This window comes from Terribacillus aidingensis, from assembly GCF_900215625.1.
GTDB lineage: Bacteria > Bacillota > Bacilli > Bacillales > Amphibacillaceae > Terribacillus > Terribacillus aidingensis.
Genome location: NZ_OBEK01000003.1, coordinates 263,464 through 286,305, shown reverse-complemented (window position 1 = coordinate 286,305; position 22,842 = coordinate 263,464). Strand labels below are relative to the sequence as shown.

Here is a 22,842-nt window from a genome sequence, read left to right as displayed (position 1 = left end):
CTTTTTAAATTTTCGAGGAAAGGAGGAACTAAATGGAACGCATAGAGGGTTTATCGATTGGGCTTAACTTGGACGCCACAGCATTAGAGCGAGGCATTCCGGGATTAAAAAGTAAGCTTGTCGGATTAAACAGCGAAATGAAAGCCAACATGTCTGCCTTCGATAAGAGTGAACAGTCCGTCGAAAGATATGAAACAAGTCTTCGTGGACTTGATAAAAAGATCACTATTCAAAAACGCTTGGTCAGCGAATATAAAGCCGAGTATGAAAAGATGGTCAAAGAGTACGGAGAAGGTTCCAAGCAAGCAGACAAAGCGGCAAAAGCTTATAACAACCAGGTCGCAGCTCTCAACAATACGGAAAGATATACAAAAAACCTGCGAGAAGAAATGAATAAGCTCAAGAAGTCGCAGCAAGAAGCAGATTCCGGTTGGAGTAAGATGAGTAGCAGTATGAAGACTGCTGGCGGCCATATGAAAACTATGGGCGATGGTATCAAAAGTCTCGGTTCTTCCATGACAGCATTTGTTACAACATCAGCAGTTGGTCTTGGTACTGCTATGGGATTGGCTGCATCTAGCTATGAGGATTCTACTGTCCGGATGAAGAACTCTTTAGGTCTAACCACTGGAGAAGCTAAGAATCTAACAGAAGCCTCGCGTAACATCTACAAAAAAGGATTCAGTGAATCCACCCAAGAAATAGACACTGCGCTTATTCAAACGCGTCAAAATATAAAGAATTTAAACGAAGCTGATTTGGAACGCATTACGAACAAAGCGCTTGTATTGGCTGATACCTTCGAGGCTGACGTAAACGAGGTCACACGAGCCGGAAACAATGTCATGAAGGCATTTGGTCTTGAAGCAGACGAAGCGTTCGACCTGATGGCGCATGGAGCTCAAAAAGGTCTCAACTTCTCTAATGAAATGTTCGACAACCTTTCCGAGTACGCGCCTTTATTCGGTAAGATGGGTTATTCGGCAGAAGAATATTTTGAGTTGCTTATCAATGGGGCAGAAGCCGGTGTTTACAATCTTGATTATATAAACGACGTAATGAAAGAGAATCAGCTTCGCTTAAAGGATGGTTCAAAAACAACATCGGAGGCTATGGAGAAGCTTTCCTCTTCTACTCAAAATGTATGGAAAGAATTTCTTAAAGGCGATAAGACAGTCAAGGATGTGTCCAACGCAGTTCTTGCGGAATTAGAAGGTATGGATGACCAAGTAGCTGCTAACCAGATTGGTGTAGATTTATACGGTACCAAGTGGGAAGATCTCGAAGCGGATGCTATGTATTCACTAGGCGGTATCGATGGTGGATTAAAAGATGTTGATGGCACGATGGATGAGATGATTAATAATGCCGAGCAATCATTATCCCAACAATGGAAGTCAACATGGCGTGAAGCAAAGGATGCGCTTGTACCATTAGGCGAAACGCTTATAGAATTTGCTCGAGACGTGATGCCGGAAGTAAAAGAAGGTATTGCTGGCGTTACCGATTGGCTAGGGAATTTGGACGATTCCACAAAGACAAACATTCTTAAATTCGGTGCTTTCGTAGCTGCAGCTGGACCTGTTCTCATGACACTTGGCAGTCTTGTGTCCAGCGTAGCGGGTGTGGTAACAATCGCCGGATCACTATCCGGTATGATTGCCGGAGCTGGCGGACTAGGTGCTGCATTAGCAACCTTTGCAACTGGTCCTGTTGGAATAACTATCGGAGCTTTGGCTGCATTAACTGCTGGCGGCATCGCGCTATATAACCACTTGAAACAGGATGCTATTCCGGAAGTGGATCTATTTGGTGATGAAGTTTCCAGTTCTACCGAGCAAGCTGTCGGTGGATTCATGAAGCTAAATGACGAAGCGACTGTTCAACTTAACGAGCTAGCGTGGAGCGGAAAAGCTGTAAGCGAGGATATGCGTGATAGTTTGGTAGCTACGTTCGATGAGATGGGAACGCAGATTGTAGAGGGTTTGAAAGAAAAGAAAGATGAAAGCTTGCAAGCATTGTATGAATTCTTCGCTGAAGCAGAAGGGATATCCGATGAGGATCAGCAAAATCTCATTCAAAAAGTGGAAGAAGGATATAAAAAACGTGAAGAGAAGGTTCGAGAGGGTCAAGAACGCATCGATGAAATAACAAGAAAGGCTCACGAAGAGAACCGTGAAACAACTACCGCTGAGAATGAAGAAATGAACAAAATCAAGCAGTCATTTCAGGATCAAATGTTAGTAGCATTGACCAAAAATCAAGAAGAACAAAAAGCAATCTTAAGGAACATGCAAAGTCAGTCATCAGAAATATCAGCTAGACAAGCAGCGGACACTGTTAAGAACTCTGCAGAAGCAAGAGACAAAGTTATTGCAGATGCTGAACAACAATACAGCGATACTGTAGCTACTTGGGAAATGATGCGCGATGAGACAGGTGAAATTAAAGCTGAAGAAGCAGATGCTCTCATTGAGGAAGCAAAACGTCAAAGGGATGAGTCCGTTGCACATGCAGAAGATATGCATGAAAATGTGGTCACAGAAGCAAGGTCACAAGCAGAAGAGCATGTAAGCGAAGTCGATTGGGAAACAGGAGAAGTTCTCTCTAAATGGCAGAAATTGCAGAATGATGTTGGGCTTAAGCAAGCTGAGATGGCTGCTGATGCTATTAATACTTGGAATCTACTGAAAGAATATGTTCCTCGTAAAGCTGGAGAAATGAAAGACAAGGCTATTGATAAGTTCCTAGAACTGAAAAACAAGGGTTCTAGTTTATTTTCGGCTTTAAAAGGCGCAACGGTCGGGAGATTTTCTGAGATGACAGCCAATACCCTTTCTAACGTCTCGCGCTGGAAGAATTCAGTACAGAACGTTGCATCAAATCTAAAAGATCGCACGCTGGGGAAATTCTCTGATATGAAGAGCGGTGCAATTCGCAGATTTTCCGATATGGCGTCCAATACCTATGGAACATTTAAACGTTGGGGCGGCTGGATCAGCGACGTGTTTGATGACGTTGTTCAAGGTGCTAAAGATTTGCCGGGCAAGATAGGCGCCGGTATTAGAAGCATGGCTGGAAAAGTTACGGGTGGAATTGATACATTGAAAAGAAAGATGATTGGCGGATTAGAAGTTGGAGTCAATGGCGTAATTAAAGGTATCAACTTTGTGCTGAAGCATGTAGGTGTAAAAGAAAAGAATCGGCTGGCCAAGTGGGTTCCTGAATACGCGCACGGCACAGATGGTCATCCCGGAGGTTTGGCTATCGTTGGTGATGGAAAAGGCGCCAATGCTGGTCAAGAACTTATCCAAACACCGGATGGGAAATTAAGTTTGAGTCCAGCCAAGGATACGCTTGTCAACCTTCCGAAAGGTACCAGCGTCCTTTCTGCAACAGATACACGCAAGCTTATGGCAAACATCCCTAAGTACGGCTGGGGTATTGGTGAATTAAAAGAAGCGGCAGGAAAAGCAGGCGGATGGCTATTAAAGAAAGGGAAGCAAGCTAAAGGCGTTGCTTCTGATATTTGGAATTATATATCCGATCCGAAAGAAGTCTTGAAAAAGGGATTAGATGCTGTTGGCTTCAATATGCCGGAATTTCCTGCAAGCTTTGCCCCCGCAACAATGCCGGCTTTAAACAAAATGCTTACTGGTGCAACTAGCTTTATCAAGGGCAAAATAGCTGATTTTGGTTCATTTGACAGTAACGCTCCTGGCAATGTAAAAGGATGGATTTCTGCAGCTATTGCACGTACAGGTGTCCCGTCGTCTTGGCTTGGTCCTTTGACTACAATTGCAATGAAAGAATCAGGTGGCCGTACTGGTCCATCTACTATAAACAGATGGGATATTAACGCTAAGCGTGGTATTCCTTCCATGGGTCTTATGCAGACCATCGGACCAACATTTAATGCATTCAAGGCTAGAGGCTGGAATGACATCATGAACCCTATTCATAATGCAGCGGCTGCTATAAATTACATCAAGTCCAGATACGGTAACGTATACAATGTTCCGGGTATTAAGGCGTTGGCACAAGGGCGTCCATATGTTGGATATGCCACAGGGGCTCGTGTAGCGCAGCACGGATTGTATGAGTTATCTGAGGAAGGTCATCCAGAATGGGTAATTCCTACTGATCCACGCCGTCGTACTGAAGCAATGAAACTTCTGGCGCTGGCTGGCAAAGAAATAACCGGTAATAAGAGGCCTAACCAATTTCCGAATCCGGTTGGCGGAACTGGTGATGGTGTAATGGCTGATGTTATCAATTTATTAAGAGAGATGATTGGTATACAGCAAGAGCAGCTACAAGCTATACTGAACGGTCATATCTTAGAGATTGATGGTAAGCGAGCCGGGCAACTGCTAGAAAAGTATATTACAGGCCAGCAAAACAGGAAAAAGGGAAGAGGTGGACGCAATGCCCCTAAATGGATTTGAGTTTAACAATCGACGAAGTGACAACATCTATATGCTGCGGGGGCGGAGCAAGTCCCCTTTCTCTCCTCTTGAAAGAGAGGTTGTGAAGTATTCTGGTGGTCATCGATTAAAGAAAACAACCCGAGGTTTAATCGAGATCAATCAGCCAGTAGGATTCAAAGTGAAGAATGACGAAGAACAAATGCAGATTGTGAAATGGATGACAGACTGGCTTATTACAGAAAGCTGGTGCCCGCTAAAGTTCGATGACGAGCCAGGCAAAGTTTATCCGGCTGTACTGCAGAACGACATGAATGACTTTGAAAAGATGGCCACGCTTCGGCAGGGAACACTAAGCTTCACAGCACTGTACGCAGCTGGCAAAGAAATAGAGCTCAATTTATTACCTGATAGACGCTCTTACTTCATAACAGGGCAGCGCGAAACAGACTGGACCAGTAAAACAACATTTGAAGCACCAACTAGCAAATACATCATTGAAGAGGCTGGCGGCGGCCGTATCGTGCTTAACTATAATTTTATTGCTGGTGATGTATTGACAATCGACTATCACAAACGAAAGGTGCTGCTGAATGGCGAGAATCTAGCAACGGCCATTGCATTGAGCACAGTATGGTTTCCGTTGCATCCAGGCACCATGACTATAAATGCCACTGAAAATACGATTATGACTTATGTTGAACGATTCCATTAAAACGAGGAGGAATGAATATGTTTAAGAGTAAAAAGCGAAAAGAGTTGGAGAATAGGGTCGCTGTGTTGGAAAGCACACTAGATCATATGGCCGGTGTGTTAAATACGTTAACTGAAGTGTCCGCCGCTGCAACGACGGACAACATTGTTGATGGTGAAAAATTAAAAGAGACGCTTGAAAAATATTTAGATGATACGTTAGAACGCAAATTTACTCGTCGTCGATTTTGAGTAAGTCTAATTCTTTCAGTACATCGATGATAAGTAGTTCTGCATGAGTAGTAGCCTCATAATAAGTAGTGCTTAATAATTGGGGCAAAATTCTACTCATGAATTCATCCATGGATACTCGTTCAAAGCTATTAAAGACTTCTTCTATAGATTTAGCGAAATCTTTTTTTGTTTCTTCCTGTACTTGATCCATAATTTCTGTAAGTTTTTCTTTAGAAATCTGCTTAGACATAGTCACACCTCCTATCTACCAAGATAGGAACATTCTACCAGAAAGGAGGACATAGTTTGACAGAATTATATATATTTAGCCAAGATGATCAGCTGCTTACGGTTATCACAGAATCAACAGGGCTTGTCAGTGCACCTTTCCGAGAGGAATTAAACACGGTGTCTGATACGCCTTTTTCTTTTACTGTCGAAGCTGATACAGAACAATCACAACATGTAAAAGAAGAGAATCAAGTTGTGTTCCGAGATAAAGATGGCGACCTACGACTGTACGTGATTAAAGAATTGGACGACAGCGACGGCGCAGATGGCCCGGAAACAACGGCTATTTGCGAGCCGGCGTTTATGGAACTAAAAGAACACATCGTCGAAGATAGACGTTTCACCGATAAAGAAGCGCAGGTTGCATTAGACGCTGCACTAGAAGGCACACGCTGGACAGGAGAAGTGGAAGTATCACTGGGTATCTATTCTACAAACTTCTATTACATTACTAGCGTGGATGCTATCTGGAACATTCTTGAGACATGGGGCGGCGACTTTAAAGACGTGGTCGAATTCGTAGAGGATTCAAACCAAATCAAGCGGCGAGTAATTAAGCTGCAGCAACGCCGAGGTGTGGATCGTGGTCAGCGATTTGAGATTGACCACAACATCACGGAAATCCAGCGAACAGTTTTGTCTTATCCAATCACAGCCATGTATGGCCGCGGTGCTTCTCTCGAGACAGAAGGCGGTGGATATACCCGATATATCGACTTTGCAGATGTGGAATGGAAGAAAGCGAATGGTGATCCGGTAGATAAGCCGAAAGGACAGAAGTGGGTCGGTGATCCCGAGGCTTTACAAGAATATGGCCGTGTCCATGAAGGTAAGCTGTTACACCGAGAAGGTATCTTTAGCAATCAAGATTACGAGACAGCCGAGGAACTGCTGCAGGCAACGTGGCAGGCACTACAGGAGGCAAAAGCACCAGAAGTAAATTACAGCCTTTCAGTAGAACTGCTGGAACGTATGGCAGAATATGAACATGAGCATGCGGAGTTAGGTGACACTTCCCGAGCGATTGACCGTAATTTCTCTCGACCAATTGAAATACAAGCACGCATTATTGCAATGGAATATGATCTTACCGACATTGAAGGAACTGCTACCGTGGAAATGGGGCAGTTCCTTTCTGTTGATTCTGATAATAGGTTGGAACGCGTCATCGATACCATTAATAATAACCGCGGCAAATGGGAGTATGTAACGGATAAGAATTATCCAGACATTGTGCCAGCTGTTCCGGTAAATGTAGAAGCAAGTGGACTTTTCAAATCAATACTCATTCAATGGGATTACACAGGCTCAGTCTATATAAAGCATTATGAGATATATGGTTCACAGGTTCAGGGATTCGTTCCACAACCGCAGCACTTATTGTACCGAGGGAATATATCGTCTTTCACACATGCTGTGGAAACAGACCAGAAATGGTATTACCGGGTACGGGCTGTAAATCATCATGCAACAGCAAGTGAGTACAGTGAAGAAGTGTTCGCAAGTACTGTACGCGTCCTGAGCGATGACATTCTGTTTGGTGAGGATATTGCAGCACAACTCCGGGAACTGAGCCTGACTTCCCAACTGCTTGCCGACGGTAGCATTAACTTTGAGCAGATATCAGAGGCGGCCAGGGAACAGATTAAACAAGAATCAACGACGTACACGGATGAACAAATTACAACTGCAAGAAATGCCCTTATTCAGGACATCGCTGATAAAGCTGATTTGGAATTTGTGAATGGTAAATTCAAATTCTCGGATGAAAAGCTGCAGGAGTTAGATGGCGAGATTGTTGAGCTTACTAACAAGACAATCACTTATGATCAAGACTTTGTAGATGTGAAGCAAAGTGTAGATGAAGTGACGGGAACGATTGACACAACTATTCGACAAGTGGAAGGCATTGATAATACCGTCAAAGACCATCAGCTAAAGATTGAGCAAAATGCTAAGGGGATAGAAAGCAAGGTCAGCACTGATACTTACAACCAGGACAGTGATGCGATTAACCGGCGCTTTGAGAGCGTCAACAGTGAATTCTCGCAACAGGCGGGCTTGATTCAGCAGCGTGTAACCGAAAAAACATACAACGAGGGAATTAAAACGTTGCAAACTAATATTGATGGCATCCAAGTTGGTGGGACAAACCTTATACCTGGTACATCATCAGAGTGGGAAAGCGCAACGATTGGTCAGTACAATAGAACGGCAAGCCAAAGATATCATTACAGTGAGTTAGGATTAACTCCGGGGGATACAATTACATTTGGAGTAGAGCTCCAAGACTTATCAGGAAGAAAAAGGCTAAGAGCCAGAATAGATTTTTATTATAATTCTACAGGAGAAGATGGTAAAACTATTCATTACGGTGAACCGATTATTGCTAAAGGGTCAAAAGGGAGAACATTTGCAAGCGCGGTAGTAGATGACACTAAACCTTATATCGTTTTGTTCTTTAATAATGCTGATGCGAGTACTGTTCCTGAGGTTACTGACTTAAAGTACAAAGAATTAATGCTTGAGAAATCAAATAAGCCATCCGCATGGCAGCCTGCGCCAGAAGATTATCTACGTAGGTTCATTAAGAATGAATCCGACATCAAACAATACGCAGACTTAATCAGTCAAAAAGTAAGTGAGACAGTTTACAAAACCGACCATGATAAAGTAGTACAGCAGCTGGCAGACCATACTTCCTTAATCGAGCAAACAGCGAAAAAGATTGAATCGAAGGTCGAGTCCAGCACATTCAATAACTTGCAGCAGACGGTTAGCAATCAAGCTTCAACTATTGAGCAGCAGGCTAAGCTAATCAGCCAGAAAGTCGATTCAATCACTTACAACGGGCTAAAAGACACGGTTGAGAAGCATACAAGCCTAATTGAGCAGCAGGCTAATCAGATATTGCATAGAGTGACAACCGAGAAATTAACAGAAGAAATTGAGAAAGTGAAAGTAAAACAATATGCTACATCGGGTACGGGGTCAGATAATTACGGGAAGTGGACTAAAATATTTAGCATAAAGGCAACAGCCAGATATCAATTCACTTCTTTAGATTTTTCATTCATCGCTGGTTCTGATGGAGGCTCAAAAACAAGATTCGGAAGAGGATTCGCACGGTTAAAACAACAGAGTGCAATGGGAGAACCACCTATACCGCAGCTTGAAATCAGAGAATCGACAGGTATTGGTGCTGGAGATTTTGTTTATGTCATAACGCAAAATACCACTTCTCTAACAGAAATGATAGTTTACATGCGTATCACAAACTCCCATGAAAGGTATTTCATCACACCGTTATCTAGTGCAGGAAATAATCAACCTACATTCTATGAGAATCAAGGGTTTGTTAAACCAGTCCCCGGTGATTACGTATATGCTATTAAAAATCTAGTAGCAGGGGATACGGAAAAAGTAAATGGAGTGGATGCAGGCCAAGTTACACAAAGGCTTTCCACAGCAGAGTCTGAGATTAAGCAACAAGCCGACAATATTGAATTAAGAGTACGGAAAGACGGCATTGTATCTGCAATTAATTTATCATCCGAAGGTGTTCGCATCGATGGACGCTTGCACCACATCACTGGAACCACGCTCATCGATAACAGCGTAATAAAGTCGGCGCATATTGCTGATGCAGCTATTGGCAACGCAGCTATTGCAAATGGTGTTATTACAAGAGCCAAGATTGGGACAGCGGCAATTGGGACAGCTCAACTTGATAACGTGGCCGTTACTAACGCCAAGATTGCTAATTTAGCCGTCGATGATGCCAAGATTGCCAATATCTCTGTAGATAAGCTGAAAGCTGGTATCATAAACGCCAACCTTGTAAAAGTACAAGGCGGAAGCGGTAACGAGTACGCCAGAATAGACGGTGCTTTTCTTTCTTCTCGCGGAAAATACACCCGTACATGGTTTGGTGAAAACGAAAACTTAGATAGTGAAATTACTATCGGTGGCGGTATGGTTAGGGTAACAAAAGTAAACGATCCGCGAGGTAGAAGGAATCTCTACTTTACTAATAACGGTATATCCACTACTGCAGTTGGTGCTGATGGCGATGAAGGTACAGGTTCTGGTGTAATTGAGTTCTTCTCCCATTACTGGGATGATGACCGACGTGGGCTCATGCTTTACTCAAACTTGGGTTCTATCGGCATGCGTACTGACAGCAGAAGCATTTACCTTGATGCGAATCAAGATGTATTTATTAAAGCTAGTATTGGACGTGTCGTCCTGCAGCCGCGTGATAGAAACCGAGCCGGTAATAACCATTTCGTTTTCAATGTCAAAGACAATGGTAGTACTTCGGATACAGATGGAGTCCTGCAATATGGATCACCGCTTACGAATTACGCATCGGGTTTCAGATTCAGTAAATCATCTTTAGATCCTACTGTCTGGGTCACGAATGGTAATGGGGATTACAGTTCCGGACATCTACGGGCAAGAAGCATTTATGCCACTGATGCCATTTATGGTGACATCGTAGGTAACGTAAAAACGAATACCACCAACCTATATCTAATGGCTGACACGGAAATCAGATTTACTAGCAAGGCTGGATACAACAACGGAAACGTGTCTTGGAGAAAAGGCGTCATGCAGGACTTGTCGTCTAACACTGTTGCTTCCCTTACAATCGATCCATTGTATCTAGGTGCGAACTCTGAGATACGAGCAACAAGCAGAGGATTTGCAGCAAGTGGTCCAATCTATCGAGACATTTGGGCTGGCGGGTTCATTAATAAATCAACATTGGATTCCAAGCAAAATATCGAGGATTTGGAGAATATCGGTCTTACAACTGTCAAAGGTCTGAACGTGGTGAAATACAACACGTATAGCGACATCGAAAGAGGAATTTACTTTGATAAACGAGTTGGCTTCATCGCGGAACTTTCTCCTGACATCAGCAACTATAACGCCCAGGGAATCGATGTGTACAGGCTATCTGCCTATAACACCAAAGCCATCCAAGAGCTGAGTGGATTAGCTGAACAAATGGAATCCAATATAGAGAGCATCTACGATATTCTCCAGGCCAACATAAAAGAAATAGAAGAATTAAAAGCAGAAGTTCAAACACTAAAATCAGCATAAACGGAGGAATTTACTATGAAGTTAGAAATTAAGAATAGCATGATCTCACCAGCAATTAAGTTGTTGTATGACTTGAAGCTAAAAGGAAAACAGTCCCGTCATCGGACAAAATTCATTAAACAGCTGCAGGGAAAAATGAAGGAACTTCACACACAAGAACTAGATTTAATCAAGGAGTATGCAGGAGATGATGGGGATGGAGGTCCTAAGAAAAGAGAAGATGGATCGTTTGCGATTCGACCGGAAGACGAGAGTGCGTTTCGGAAGGAACAGGACGAACTATTCGAAGAACCATTTGTAATCGATGGGGGTGATAATTATGTGACCTTAGAAACTGTGAAAGACATTGTCTTGGAATATGACGAGGAAGTCAGCGGTGATACTGCAGTTGCCTACGATTATCTATGTGAAGCATTTGAAAATATGAAAGACTAAAGGAGAATGTAAAATGGCAGATAAAATTAGAGTGAAAATTACTGGTGTAAATTTTGCTTATGACTCAGAGAATGTAAATGTTGAAACCGCCATTCTCAAATTTGAACTTGTGGATCCAATGAATCAATTTTATGGAAATGGCTCAGTTAATATGCCGAAAGAAGATTACTTTACTAATACAGAAGGCATGCCAGGACTGGAGAAGTTCACTAGGGCATACTTGGTCAGCAGGTTCAATGATGAAGCAGCTACAACTGAATAAGATTTTCTAAAGAACGCCATTGAAGAAGGCGTATTTTTTATGCTTAAAAACAGGAATATCCTCCCATTGTGTCGAATAGTGGCGTAAAGGGAGGAATGGATATATGAAAATCATTTTAAAACAACCAATTCAGTTAAAAGACGAAGTGAGTGCAGATGTAGAGATTCTTTTTAAAGAGCTAGAAAGTGAATTTGTACCACGTGTAGGTGAAAGAGTAACTGACGATGTATACCGACATTACCCAGATACAGGGTTATCTCGTGTAGTGGATGATGTTGAATACACGCACAATCTAAAGAAATGTAAAGTTACATTAAAGTACATCTCGATACCTCGAGATTCATTCGGTAATTGTCGTAAAACATTTCACGAATTTGGTTGGACCGATGACTTAAAAGAAAGACATTCTATTAGTATCTTGAAATAAATTAGCATCCCATACGGGGTGCTTTTTCTTTTGCAAAGGAGGTGACAGCAGTGAAAAGATTAAAAGGGGGCGAGAAAAGAAATGGAGGAGGAAGTGATGTTAAATGATCATGAACGAAGAATTGTTAGTCTTGAAGAAGGGCAAGCGGAGATAAAGGGACAAATGAACACCCTCTCTGAACAAGTGACAGCTGGCAATACTAAAGCAGAGAAAGACAACACTTATCTTCGTGAACAAAATGATAAGATGTTCAGAACGCTTATAGAGATAAACACTCGGTCGCAGGACCGCAAGCATGAATTAAAGCTGCTAGACAAACAAAACTTTTGGAAGCTGACGCTTGGTATCGGTGGTAGTGCTGGTGTTCTTTATACCATAGCACAAGCCTTAATCGAATATCTGTCACGTTAAGCCTGTCGGGACTAGCCGGCGGGCTATTATTATGCACAAAAAGGAGAGGTTCACATGGAAGAAGTAATGCTATTTGCAACAATTATTAGTCCTATTGTTATTGCTTTAGTGCAGCTGGCGAAAAAGACGGGGCCTGTTAGCAGTAGATACTCGCCACTGACTAGTTTGGTTATTGGACTGCTAGTCGGCTTTATCGCTTGGCCGTTCACTGAATTGGATACAGTAATGCGGTTATGGGCGGGAGGCTTTGCCGGGCTTGCAGGTTCCGGACTGTTCTCATTAGGTAAGAAAACAATTTCAAATAACGACAACGAGGCTGCCTAAGGGCGGCCTTTTATTTTGAGGAGGAAACAAGATGGGAAGAGTATCATTAAACACATTGTTGCAGCGTTCTGAGAAGAATATGGGGTCCGGCATGAATCCAATCGTTAAGAAAAGCGCACTTGAGCTTGTCCGAAGAGCTTATGCAGAAGGTATTAATGCGCAGATTTCTCATGGTATGCGGACATATGCGCAGCAGAACGCTTTGTATGCGCAAGGACGTACAAAGAAAGGTGCCGTTGTAACAAATGCACGCGGCGGCTACTCTAATCATAACTTTGGCTTGGCTGTCGATTACTTCCTTACTAACAATGAAGGAACAACAGCAATTTGGGATGTGGATAAGAAATGGAGACGCGTTGCAGCCATCGGTAAATCGCTTGGATTCTCATGGGGCGGCGACTGGACTAGCTTCAAGGACTACCCTCACCTTGAAATGACGGGCGGTCTGTCCACTGCGCAGTTGCGGGCTGGTAAACGTCCTAACCTTGTAGATAAGACAGGAACGAAGACTGCAGCGGCAACTCCTACAAAAGTCAGCAGCGCTACAGCTTCCTCTGGTGGTTCTTCCTATATCAAGGAGGCGCAGAAGTACGCTAATAGCCGTGACTATCCTACAAAAGCTAAGTTTACCAAGCTTACTGTAGATGGTTACAAGGGACCGAAAACGATGAATGCATTACTACGTATCTATCAGTATTACGCAAAAGTAGCGATTGATGGCATCTTTGGCCGTAACAGTAAAGCCGCCGGATCTATTCAAAGCCGAAAGAAACATACTCCTGGTTGGACCAGACTTATTCAGAGTCTGTTGAACGTCCATGGGCACAAATTGGCTGTCGATGGTATCTTTGGTTCTGGGACAGAAGCAGCGCTTAAATCCTTCCAGAGAAGCAAGGGGATTGCAGTAGATGGAATTGCGGGTCCTAACACATACGAGAAGTTTTTCAAGTAAAAATAATACCCCTCCTTAGTTGGAGGGGTTATTTGCCGTTTTAAAGAGCAATTCGCTATAATAGATGATGAATAAGTTGATAAAGGAGGTTCATAATTGATTAAAGATATATTGGTTACTACCGGCCTTAGTACAGTCTTATCGAGTATTCTTGTAAAGTTTATTGGTTATTTATTTGATAAAAGAAAGCAAAAACAATCAAATTTACATAGTAAGAGTTTGCAAGTTGATAATTTCTATAGGAGTTTAAATGGTGATAAGATGACTGAAGTTCTTGATGAGTGGACTAAATTCTTATTCGATTATAACCAGCCAGAACAAATCAGAAAAATGGGAGAACAAGACTACGTCAGAAATCTTATTAGGAATACATTTAAGTTTGCATCAGCTAATACCGTCGAAAGATTGTCTAACCTACAAAATTACTTATACAACAATCAAAAAAATGGAGCCTTTAACCCCTTAGTAGTACTAGTGTTAGTAGCTGGTGTAATTGTGTCTTTAAAGAAAGATTTTTCAGATGAATATGTAGAAGTAAATCAACTTCTGAAGGTTACCTTGACTGATTATGATGTGAACAAGGATCAATTTAATGCGATAATAAAAGCACTTAAAATGTAAGACTCTCCTTAATTGGAGGGTCTTTTTTTAATTCCATGTATTGCTGCCATATCCTTCTGATAAATAAATTCAAACGACTCAATTTCATCCTGCGTGAATTGTGCAAGCTTCGGATGCTGCGGAGTCAGCTCCGGCATTACCTCTTGGTCGTCATCTTCACTATCCAGGAAGTCCAGCAACGCTTTCTGCGAAATATCCATTCTTGCCAGCACATATTCTCCATACAATTCAATTCTGATTGGTCTTAACATATTATCTCCTCCTTTTACCCCTATAATCGCATCCAAAGAATAAAAGGTGTGATGTATTTTTTCATCTTTACAATTTCTTAAATATCCCAAAAGGAGCTGGCATCTTTATCCGGCTCAATATCTCGGACTGCCTTCATGATTTTGCGCATTACCTTGGCTCCTGGTTCATAATCCGGATCAGAGCATGCTTTACTAATCGTATTCCTGTTCACTCCTGACGCTTCCACCAAATCCTCTTGGCTATATCCGGTACGATCCAACCACTTTCCCAATCTTGTTCTTTTCTTACCTAATCCCCACATGCTACCGCTACTCCTTTATTAGTTTAATAGCTGCATTATTGACTAGCTTTCTGAAAAAAATACATAACTTCACTCAAATTAGGAAAGTTGGACAAGCGGTGCTACATATTCTAAACCATGGCAGCTACAAAGGTAGATACAAAGGTTTCTACAAATGTAATGCTGCAATTGTAATTAAGCTATAAGAGTGATTAAGCGGGCATTTTCGGCTGTGTTCGGAACGACGAGCAGAGCGAGAGGGAAGAGTGAAGACGGGTGCCCATCTTGGATAGTTTTATACATGGAATTCAAATATTTTTAAATAATTTTCTAATTGGGAGTGATTAAAGTGATCACACTAATAGGTTGTGCTTTAATTGGCAGTTCTGTTGCAGGAGGGGCTTATCCTATATTTGAACGCTACTGTTTGAAGGAAAGGTATCGAAAAAGGAAGCTGAGGGAGAATCTTGAAATGGCATTTACGAATGGAGAATTGTACAAGAGCAGAGGTGAGAAAAGAGAATACCCGTACGTTTTAAAAGCAGAAGAACAGGGAGAGAAGATGACGCTTGTTTTCAGCGTTCCGAAGGGAATGAATCCCGACGACATTGAAAAGCGCTACTACGTCCTTAAACAGCATTTTGGCAATAACATTAAATTAGAATTGGACGTTATGCGTGGCATACTTCAGGTATTTAAAGAAGGTCTGCCAAACAAGCTAACATACAAGATGGAGGAAGCAGCTGCAGCTATTCAAAACATTCGTATTCCCGTTGTATGCGGCCAATCCCTTGATGGCGAACTGAAGGTATATGACATGGTGGATAATCCACACTTGCTGATTAGTGGAGAAACCGGATCAGGTAAATCCAGTGAACTGCGCAGCATACTTACGACACTGATTATGAACAAACGGCCAGAAGAATTGCAGCTAATACTAGGGGACTTGAAGCGGTCGGAATTCCATTTATTTAAGCGGCTGGGCCATGTGCAGGGTGTTTATCATTCACCAGAAGAATTGACTCCTGTTTTAGAAAAAGTAAGGCGTGAGATGCAAAAGCGAGGCGATATGCTTGATGCTGAGGAAGTAAACAGCATAGGTGAGTTGAAAAGGAAGCTGCCGTATATAGTTGTCTGTATCGATGAAGTAGCTCTGCTTAAAGGTGAAACTGCAGTAACAGATATTCTTGAGGAAATTTCATCAATTGGCCGGTCATTAGGCGTGTTCCTTATCTTATCGATGCAACGTCCGGATGCGAAGCTACTTGATGGTAAGTTGAAAGTAAACCTAACTGTGCGTATGGGATTCCAGACTGCAGATGCAATTAACTCAAAGATTATCGGGACACCGGGTGCAGAAGATATAAGCGTGCCAGGGCGCATGATACTGAAAGTGAATTCTGCTGCAGAAGAGATACAGTGTCCTTGGCTGGATAACCAAAAAGCAAAGCAGCTCCTTGCTCCATATAAGCGCAGTAAGCAAGAAGTGCAGCAGCAGGAAGAAGAAGAACATGACGAGTATGCGGGAGTGTTTAACAATGAATAAGCGTGACATGGCTATCATAAAAGACTTAGAGCGATTCCGGGTAATGAGTAGAGATGACATAGCTGCCATTCACTTCGGCAAACTGAAGAATCCAATCACCAGTGCAAACATGGTCTTGAAACGGTTGGCTAGGGACGGACAAATAGAAGTGAGCAAGTCATTCAGTCCGTTCGTATACTTTCCATATGGCTCTATAATGAAGCGAAACTCCACTAAGATACCCCACTTTCTCAGCCTAGTCGATGTATACAAACAAATCACCCACTACTACATGCCGCGCACATTCCAAATAGAACCGAAGTACAGCAAAGGACTTGCAGAGCCTGACATTTACACAGAATTCAACGGTACTCCATTCTTCATTGAGGTGCAGCGGAATGTATACTCACAGAAGGTAATGGACCAGAAGATTGAGCGATATGCTGCGCTTCGGTATTCAGAAGAGTTTAGATCAAAGCGGTTCCCAATTGTAATAATGGTTAGCACTACGCGTTATGACATTAAAAGCAAAGATATTCGTGTATTTCAGACTGAATCTATTCATGAGTTCATTCGTAATGCAGAGAGAAGCAGGCAACCAGCTAAGAAGCCTGTGCAGGGAACTATTAAATACAAGCTGGGATGAATACATTGTAGATGGTATGATTTAGTTGAATTGGAAAATAAGAAAGTTTAGATCAGGAGGAAATTATGTTTGCGACTTTGTTGATTTTGTTAAGCATTTTATTGTTTCTTGCAGGCATCGGTCTATTAATTACATTCGCTATCTTAAAGAAGAAAGCATGGATTTGGATTTCATCAGGAATGGTTGTGGTCGCTCCTATACTACTTGTTATTGGGATAGTTACGGCTTTTACAGATGGTGAAGAGGTGACTAAACAAAGCGAACCGACTGCTACAGAAGTTTCAGAAGAAGAGCCAGCAGGTGAGGAAGAAAGCATTGATGAGCTGACGACGCAGGATGAATTAGATGAACAGCTAAAAGAAAAATCTATAGAAGTCGATTATGAAAAAGTTAAATTGGGTGAAGTTAGCAGCGATGAAAACTTGTATGTAGATGGAACTGTAGCTATGATCAAAGACCCCAACGAATCTTTTCCAAAGTATTACTTAAATACCGAAGAAAGTGATGGAAGCACAGGGTGGTACTTAATATGGGATATGAGAATGAACGGACTACCAGAGGAAGATGATCAATTAAGAGTTTACGGGTCATATGACGGAAAAGAAGAAGAAACAGGAATACCCATGTTGATTGGAAAAATTATAGAAAAACAATAATTTGTCTAAAGAGTGGCTACTGCAGCTGCTCTTTTTTTGTACTTAGATTAATTGGTCAAAATTACCACTATAAATTTGGTAAGATATACCTGTATTATGAAAACAGGCGCCTAATTAATGTCATGACAAGATTTTTCCCAATTTCCAAAAAAGGATTTCCATATGTTCGCATTGTGTGCTAATATAAGAACAAGCGTTCGCTAAATAACCAAACAAAAAAGCACATTCAAGGATAAACTTAAACGTGCTCTTACATAAATTTCTTTTTTACAGACTTGTATAGCTCCAAGGATCTAACAACATATTCTAACTCATCAGGTGAAAGTGATTCTAGGTGCAAGGGGTTGTCCGTTCGTTCGAATATATAGTCTAAGGAAACTCCATGATAGTCTGCAGTTTTAACCAAGGCCTCGTATGACATCTGACGTTCGCCGCGTTCTAGCATGCCGTATGAGCTTCTTGAAAACCCAAGTTCTTCAGCAAACTCTTCTTGGGTTAGTCCGAGTTTTTTTCTTAAATCGGCTAGTCTATCTAGTCTCATATATACACCCGCTCCCTAATCAAACATTATAAAGCGGGTTGCGCACGAATAGTCTAAATGCCACAAAATGTGGCTTATATCATTATTTTTGACACTTATACAAGACAAAAAAGGTGGTTTTATAGCATGGTAAAGGTGGTTGATTTAGATAAGGTTTGTACAATTTTGGGCATAAAAAAAGATATGCTGAAAAAGATTATTTCTCCGAACGTAAAAAACGAAGATAAGAAATAAGATTTTTCGCTTCCTCTTCAGTTAGTTCTTTGCCGTCAAGTTGTAGATTGTAATGCTGCATTAACTCTTTATTAGATAGTTCCAGATCTCCAAGAAACTCCTTCTCATTAGTTGCATATGAGGCAGGGGTTTCTTTTATTTTGTCCTCGAAATTAATTGGTTCCAGTAAATCGTCTTCCTCCCAGTAACCACAAGCCACCATTAGTTCAACCAAAGAGGTAGAAGTTAAGTAAGGCGCTAACTCTCTGAGTGTTTCAGGGAATGGCTTTTGTTCATTTCTTTCTATTCTTGAAAGGGTCGAAGCAGATATACCACTTTTAGCTGCCAAACCTCTTAAAGACTTATATCCACTTTCCTTTCTGTGTTTTGCTAAAAATTCTCCAATATTGACGTTTCTCATATTCATCCTCCTGGTATTGTTCTCTATTTATATAATTATTTTTTGTATTTGTGCTGTAGTTCAAGGTAGTCATGAATACTCATGTATATTGCCTATAGGCAATGACACGTTAAAAGTATAATACACAAATTGCGTGCGCGCAATATAACAAAGCAATAATGTTGCGTTCTCGTAAGTGTGATTATTTTTTTGCGTCCAATTTGAATAAAAGTGTTGCATGCGCGCTACGTTCTGGTGTATAGTCTGTCTTACGAGAACAAAGGCTCGAATGAAAGGAGGTTTCGAAAGTAAATGACGAAGACTGTTATTAGGCTTAACAAAACTGCTCTACTCCATGCTGCTATAGATAATAACTTGAAGAAGAATACTGAGATAGCAGAGAAAATAGGGGTTTCTGCAACGCAATTATATAGAGCTCAACTTCCTGTTGATCATCCGAATTACGCTTCTCCGGGTACAGGATTTATCTCTGGTGTACTCAATGCGTTTGATGGTCCATTTGAAAGGTTCTTTTTTTTAGATGACGTGTTGCGCGGGCGAAACAATAATTCTGATGAAGGAGGTGAACAAGATGCCATTGTATGAACATTACTTGCCGGAAGATTATGAGTTGCTAACTGAAACTCTCGGTACGATGCATGAAACGTGCCTGAAGATTATCGAGATGGGTACAACTGCTGACTTCGAACAGCAAGCTGCTCTTCAAATCAAATTGCATACAGCTCTTACTACATTGCATGCACTGAATCACAAGAAGACTCAGCGCGTTGAAATAGAACTTGCTGAGTCAATAAGGAGGCACATGTTTTGATTAATCGTATCAGGGAGTCGAATTGGACTTACAGAATATTGTTTGTTGCTGTAGCTGGCTTTCTGGTTTGGGGGCTTATCAATTATTGAAAGGGGGTGTTAATAAGTGGAATACGGAGTGGCTGGAACAATCGCAGTAAAGCGGGTAGGCGGAAATGTCATCGATAAAGACGTGAATGACTGGCTTGAAAAAAATCCGTGGGTAGACGTCATTGATATTAAATTCTCAGCAAGTGTTACCCATGAAGACCGGGGAAACGATGCATTAATCATTTACCGAAAGGAGTCGTAACATGCAGATAAAATTCAAATCTCTTAAACTGCAAAACTTTAAATCCCACCGCGATCTTACAGTTAACTTTGGCGAGGTAACTAAAATCGCGGGGGATAACGCCGAAGGTAAATCAACCATTGGCGAATCTATTTCTTGGTTATTATACGGTATCGACTTGCTAGGAAACAAGCTCGACCCGACACCGGTAACATACGAGGCTGATGAGACCTTGGTTTCACTTTTATTCAACGATGGTCAAAAAGATGTCCTCTTATCTCGTGGATTAAAGAAAGGTAGGGCGTCCTATTACATCAATGAAGTGCCGTCCAAAGCGGGCGATTACAACGAATTACTGGATAACTTGTTTGATAAAGACCTGTTCTTGAGTCTGTTTAACCCGAACTACTTCTTCACGATGAAATGGACAGACCAACGAGCAATGGTCCTGCAGTATGTAACAGCACCTGCAAATAAAGAAGTATTTGCAGCATTGCCTAAAGCACAGGGAGATAAACTGGCTGCCTTGGTTAAAAAGCATTCTCTTTCCGACATAGACAAACTACATCGTGATAAAAAGAAGAAGCTTGATAAACAATACATCGCAGCACAGAGCAAGACAAAAACGCTTAAAGAGCAATTAGAAGAGGATGCACCAAGAGTACCGTTGGAATCCCTGCAGGCTGAAAAGAGCATATTCACTAAGCAGCTGAATGAAGTGCAAGAAGTCATTAATTCTGCCAGCAGCACCAACAATCAAATCAATACGCTGAATGGTCGCATTAAAGCATTACTGGACGAGCGTAGTCGCATGCAGGAGCAATGGAAGATATTAAAAGCTGAGACTATTGAAGATACTTGCCGCACCTGTAAGCAACCATTGAAAGGTGATGCAGTCAAAGCGGCGGAGGAAGACAAGGAACATCGTAAAGCAAACTTCAAGACTACTTACGATAAGACTGTAGCTGACCGTAAGGCATTAGAGGCACAGCTTGCAGGCCTAACATTCGTTGACGTATCTGAACAGATGGCTAAAGCTCAAGAGCTGCAGCAGAAAATAACACCAATTGAAGCAGAGATACGGAATCACAAGCAGTTTGAAGACAAAGAGAAACAAATGCATAAAGCTGTTGATGCTGAAATGGAAACTCTGGATTCACTAAACGAGTCCATCTTTATTGTCGATGCAGTCAAAGCGTACTACGCCAAAGAAGCAGAGCTACAGGCTGCTAAGGTGGATGACTTGCTAGACAACCTATCTATCAAACTATTTGAAACGCAGAAGAATGGCGAGATTAAGACGACATTCGAGATTCAAATGGACGGTAAGGACTATCGCAAGCTGTCACTGTCAGAGAGTATTCGAGCCGGACTAGAGCTGCGTGATGTGCTGTCAGAGCAGAGCGACGTTATCACCCCTGTGTTCCTTGATAACAGTGAATCAATTACTAGATTCAAAGAGCCACTTGGCCAGCTTATTGTTAGCCGAGTTGTTGCAGGAGAAGAACTCAGTATAAAAGGAGCGGATGAGTAATGGAAAAGATTCATGACATCCTTCAAAAAATCCGGAAGTTTAACGGCCAGATTGAAGACATTGAGCGCATGGAGGAATGCGGTATTGATGATGTGACTGTTGCTTCTGTAGGAAGTAATCACAGAAGTCAGCGTTATGCGTTGGATCTATCTGAACTCGGAATTGATAAAAAATATGTAACAGATCTTCTTTCTCCAATCCTGACAGCGAAGCTAGCTGAACAGAAAAGTAATCTTAAAGTTGCCATTTTTAATCTTAGCAAGGAGCTGCAGGAATTAGCTGGGGGCGATGACTAATGCCGGAATACTTAGCAGAACAACGCATTGTAATTACCAAACAAATAACTGTCCGCGCAAAAGATGCTGATGAGGGCCGCAAGCTAATTAACAAAGGGGTTTGCATAGTAAATGACATTCGCCAGCTTGACTATTTAGATATTAATGAAAAACAGGAGGAAACAACACATGGCAAATAATCAAAATCAACTATCCCTTACACCGGAAATCACAGAGGCTTTCAAGCCGGAAGTAATCGAGGTAATCCGTAACTCATTCGCACCAACAGCAACTAATCAGGAGTTCTTGCTGTTTGCACATAAAGCAGCATCTTACGGTCTGGATCCATTCAAGAATGAAATCTTCTTTATCAAGTACGGCAACACAGCTCGAATCCAGTTTGCTGCAGAAGCGTACCTATCCAAAGCGCGTGAGCAGGAAGGCTTTCAGCCACCGGATACACAGATGGTCCATGAAAATGATGAATTCAAAGTGGCAATGAACAAAGAAACAAAAGAGCTTGAAGTGGTCACGCATGAAATCGCCTTTCCGCGTGGCAAAGTAATTGGTGCTTATAGCATTGCTTATCGCGAAGGTCATCGCCCCGTCACTGTGTTTATGGACATCGATGAAGTCTCCCATATGTTCACCGGCCAGAACAAGGAAAACTGGAAGAAGTGGACAAGCGACATGTTCGGTAAGCATGTGCAGCAGCGGGCGTTAAAACGCCAATACGGTCTTGAATTTGATGATGTGACTATCCCACAAGGTAATGAAGGCGAACCGGAGTCACCGCAGCAGCGACCTCGAAGAGATGTTACACCAAATGACGATGACATTATCGATGGCGAGGAATCCAAGCCTAATCAAGAACCAGAACAGAAGCCATCCAAGACAGACGAGCTTAAGTCTCAGATGAAATCACTGTTCACGCAGCTAGGTATCACGACGAATGAGGGCGTACAAGAGTATCTTAAGTTGCATGCTCCAAAAGCGAATCCTAAAACACAGCAAGGATTGGTCGCCATCATTCAAGTGCTTGAAATGAACTTGGAAATGCAGCAAGCCCAAGCATCCGACGATGACGCGTTGGACTAAGCCATGTATAACCCTTATCGGAAACACAAACCGAGGGTGCAGGTAATCGAGAAAGATCTTGACTGCGAGATTTGCGGAAATGAAATTAATCCTGGTAAAGAAGCTTATAGCCGCGGGTACCGAATCTG

The 22,842-nt window shown here is 42.0% G+C and carries 26 protein-coding genes; 21 read left to right on the top strand and 5 right to left on the bottom strand.

The annotated features are described in order from the left end of the window. Positions 1 to 32: 32 nt before the first annotated feature. The 3 genes from CRO17_RS12000 to CRO17_RS11990 are packed head-to-tail and all read left to right on the top strand — an operon-like array spanning position 33 to position 5,372. Positions 33 to 4,448 (top strand): phage tail tape measure protein, encoded by a 4,416-nt coding sequence (locus CRO17_RS12000; protein ID WP_097042547.1) that lies wholly within the window; start codon positions 33 to 35, stop codon positions 4,446 to 4,448. Then, positions 4,429 to 5,142, top strand: a complete 714-nt coding sequence (locus tag CRO17_RS11995) for a distal tail protein Dit (protein WP_097042546.1) — start codon at positions 4,429 to 4,431, stop codon at positions 5,140 to 5,142. The genes CRO17_RS12000 and CRO17_RS11995 overlap by 20 nt, the downstream gene beginning before the upstream one ends. Positions 5,143 to 5,159: 17 nt before the next feature. Then, a complete protein-coding gene (locus tag CRO17_RS11990) occupies positions 5,160 to 5,372 on the top strand; it encodes a hypothetical protein (RefSeq protein WP_097042544.1) in 213 nt (70 codons plus the stop codon). Here the strand turns inward: CRO17_RS11990 and CRO17_RS11985 are convergent. Next, positions 5,353 to 5,604, bottom strand: a complete 252-nt coding sequence (locus CRO17_RS11985) for a hypothetical protein (RefSeq protein ID WP_097042542.1) — start codon at positions 5,602 to 5,604, stop codon at positions 5,353 to 5,355. The genes CRO17_RS11990 and CRO17_RS11985 overlap by 20 nt on opposite strands. A 56-nt stretch (positions 5,605 to 5,660) precedes the next feature. Here CRO17_RS11985 and CRO17_RS11980 point away from each other — a divergent pair, with 56 nt between their 5' ends. From CRO17_RS11980 to CRO17_RS11945, 8 genes are all read left to right on the top strand, one after another. Further along, positions 5,661 to 10,760, top strand: coding sequence for a phage tail protein (locus CRO17_RS11980; protein WP_097042540.1), 5,100 nt, complete (start codon positions 5,661 to 5,663; stop codon positions 10,758 to 10,760). 15 nt (positions 10,761 to 10,775) lie between these two features. Next, positions 10,776 to 11,195, top strand: coding sequence for a DUF1617 family protein (locus CRO17_RS11975; RefSeq protein ID WP_097042538.1), 420 nt, complete (start codon positions 10,776 to 10,778; stop codon positions 11,193 to 11,195). Between the two features lie 13 nt (positions 11,196 to 11,208). Beyond that, entirely contained in the window at positions 11,209 to 11,457 is a 249-nt protein-coding gene (locus CRO17_RS11970; protein WP_097042536.1) for a hypothetical protein, read from the top strand. 103 nt (positions 11,458 to 11,560) lie between these two features. After that, a complete protein-coding gene (locus CRO17_RS11965; RefSeq protein WP_097042534.1) occupies positions 11,561 to 11,884 on the top strand; it encodes a hypothetical protein in 324 nt (107 codons plus the stop codon). 96 nt (positions 11,885 to 11,980) lie between these two features. After that, the gene (locus CRO17_RS11960) at positions 11,981 to 12,295 is read left to right on the top strand and encodes a hypothetical protein (RefSeq protein ID WP_143596021.1); all 315 of its coding nucleotides are present in this window, start codon (positions 11,981 to 11,983) and stop codon (positions 12,293 to 12,295) included. 54 nt (positions 12,296 to 12,349) lie between these two features. Beyond that, on the top strand, positions 12,350 to 12,619 hold the full coding sequence (locus CRO17_RS11955) for a holin (protein WP_097042530.1): 270 nt from the start codon (positions 12,350 to 12,352) through the stop codon (positions 12,617 to 12,619). Between the two features lie 31 nt (positions 12,620 to 12,650). Then, complete coding sequence (locus CRO17_RS11950; protein WP_097042528.1) at positions 12,651 to 13,571, top strand: peptidoglycan-binding protein; 921 nt, start codon at positions 12,651 to 12,653, stop codon at positions 13,569 to 13,571. 96 nt (positions 13,572 to 13,667) lie between these two features. Continuing rightward, positions 13,668 to 14,192 carry a hypothetical protein gene (locus tag CRO17_RS11945; RefSeq protein ID WP_097042526.1) on the top strand — a complete coding sequence of 175 codons (525 nt, stop codon included), beginning with the start codon at positions 13,668 to 13,670 and terminating at the stop codon, positions 14,190 to 14,192. An 8-nt stretch (positions 14,193 to 14,200) separates the two neighbouring features. Here CRO17_RS11945 and CRO17_RS11940 read toward each other — a convergent pair whose 3' ends face one another. Together CRO17_RS11940 and CRO17_RS11935 are read right to left on the bottom strand one after the other, a co-directional pair. Then, the gene (locus tag CRO17_RS11940; RefSeq protein WP_097042525.1) at positions 14,201 to 14,443 is read right to left on the bottom strand and encodes a hypothetical protein; all 243 of its coding nucleotides are present in this window, start codon (positions 14,441 to 14,443) and stop codon (positions 14,201 to 14,203) included. A gap of 77 nt (positions 14,444 to 14,520) precedes the next feature. Continuing rightward, entirely contained in the window at positions 14,521 to 14,745 is a 225-nt protein-coding gene (locus CRO17_RS11935) for a helix-turn-helix domain-containing protein (RefSeq protein WP_097042523.1), read from the bottom strand. 451 nt (positions 14,746 to 15,196) lie between these two features. On the opposite strand from CRO17_RS11935, the gene CRO17_RS11930 reads away from it, so the two are divergent. From CRO17_RS11930 to CRO17_RS11920, 3 genes are all read left to right on the top strand, one after another. Next, entirely contained in the window at positions 15,197 to 16,270 is a 1,074-nt protein-coding gene (locus tag CRO17_RS11930) for an FtsK/SpoIIIE domain-containing protein (RefSeq protein WP_097042522.1), read from the top strand. Continuing rightward, entirely contained in the window at positions 16,263 to 16,895 is a 633-nt protein-coding gene (locus CRO17_RS11925) for a replication-relaxation family protein (RefSeq protein ID WP_097042520.1), read from the top strand. Before CRO17_RS11930 ends, CRO17_RS11925 begins: the two co-directional genes overlap by 8 nt. Positions 16,896 to 16,960: 65 nt before the next feature. Further along, positions 16,961 to 17,551 carry a hypothetical protein gene (locus tag CRO17_RS11920; protein WP_097042518.1) on the top strand — a complete coding sequence of 197 codons (591 nt, stop codon included), beginning with the start codon at positions 16,961 to 16,963 and terminating at the stop codon, positions 17,549 to 17,551. 250 nt (positions 17,552 to 17,801) lie between these two features. Here CRO17_RS11920 and CRO17_RS11915 read toward each other — a convergent pair whose 3' ends face one another. Together CRO17_RS11915 and CRO17_RS11910 are read right to left on the bottom strand one after the other, a co-directional pair. Next, positions 17,802 to 18,092, bottom strand: coding sequence for a helix-turn-helix domain-containing protein (locus tag CRO17_RS11915; protein ID WP_097042516.1), 291 nt, complete (start codon positions 18,090 to 18,092; stop codon positions 17,802 to 17,804). 196 nt (positions 18,093 to 18,288) lie between these two features. Beyond that, positions 18,289 to 18,726, bottom strand: a complete 438-nt coding sequence (locus CRO17_RS11910) for a helix-turn-helix domain-containing protein (RefSeq protein WP_179637014.1) — start codon at positions 18,724 to 18,726, stop codon at positions 18,289 to 18,291. Positions 18,727 to 19,017: 291 nt separating this feature from the next. Between CRO17_RS11910 and CRO17_RS11905 the strand changes: the two genes are divergently transcribed. From CRO17_RS11905 to CRO17_RS11875, 7 genes are all read left to right on the top strand, one after another. Next, a complete protein-coding gene (locus tag CRO17_RS11905) occupies positions 19,018 to 19,311 on the top strand; it encodes a hypothetical protein (protein ID WP_097042513.1) in 294 nt (97 codons plus the stop codon). Further along, a complete protein-coding gene (locus CRO17_RS11900; protein WP_097042511.1) occupies positions 19,298 to 19,537 on the top strand; it encodes a hypothetical protein in 240 nt (79 codons plus the stop codon). Before CRO17_RS11905 ends, CRO17_RS11900 begins: the two co-directional genes overlap by 14 nt. A gap of 105 nt (positions 19,538 to 19,642) precedes the next feature. Then, entirely contained in the window at positions 19,643 to 19,828 is a 186-nt protein-coding gene (locus CRO17_RS11895) for a hypothetical protein (RefSeq protein WP_097042510.1), read from the top strand. 1 nt (position 19,829) lies between these two features. Then, positions 19,830 to 21,341: an AAA family ATPase gene (locus CRO17_RS11890; protein ID WP_097042508.1), complete on the top strand. Its 1,512-nt coding sequence runs from the start codon at positions 19,830 to 19,832 to the stop codon at positions 21,339 to 21,341. After that, positions 21,341 to 21,637, top strand: coding sequence for a hypothetical protein (locus tag CRO17_RS11885; RefSeq protein ID WP_097042507.1), 297 nt, complete (start codon positions 21,341 to 21,343; stop codon positions 21,635 to 21,637). Before CRO17_RS11890 ends, CRO17_RS11885 begins: the two co-directional genes overlap by 1 nt. After that, positions 21,637 to 21,816 carry a hypothetical protein gene (locus CRO17_RS11880; protein WP_097042505.1) on the top strand — a complete coding sequence of 60 codons (180 nt, stop codon included), beginning with the start codon at positions 21,637 to 21,639 and terminating at the stop codon, positions 21,814 to 21,816. The genes CRO17_RS11885 and CRO17_RS11880 overlap by 1 nt, the downstream gene beginning before the upstream one ends. Next, positions 21,806 to 22,714: a RecT family recombinase gene (locus CRO17_RS11875; protein WP_179637012.1), complete on the top strand. Its 909-nt coding sequence runs from the start codon at positions 21,806 to 21,808 to the stop codon at positions 22,712 to 22,714. Before CRO17_RS11880 ends, CRO17_RS11875 begins: the two co-directional genes overlap by 11 nt. Positions 22,715 to 22,842: the final 128 nt, after the last annotated feature.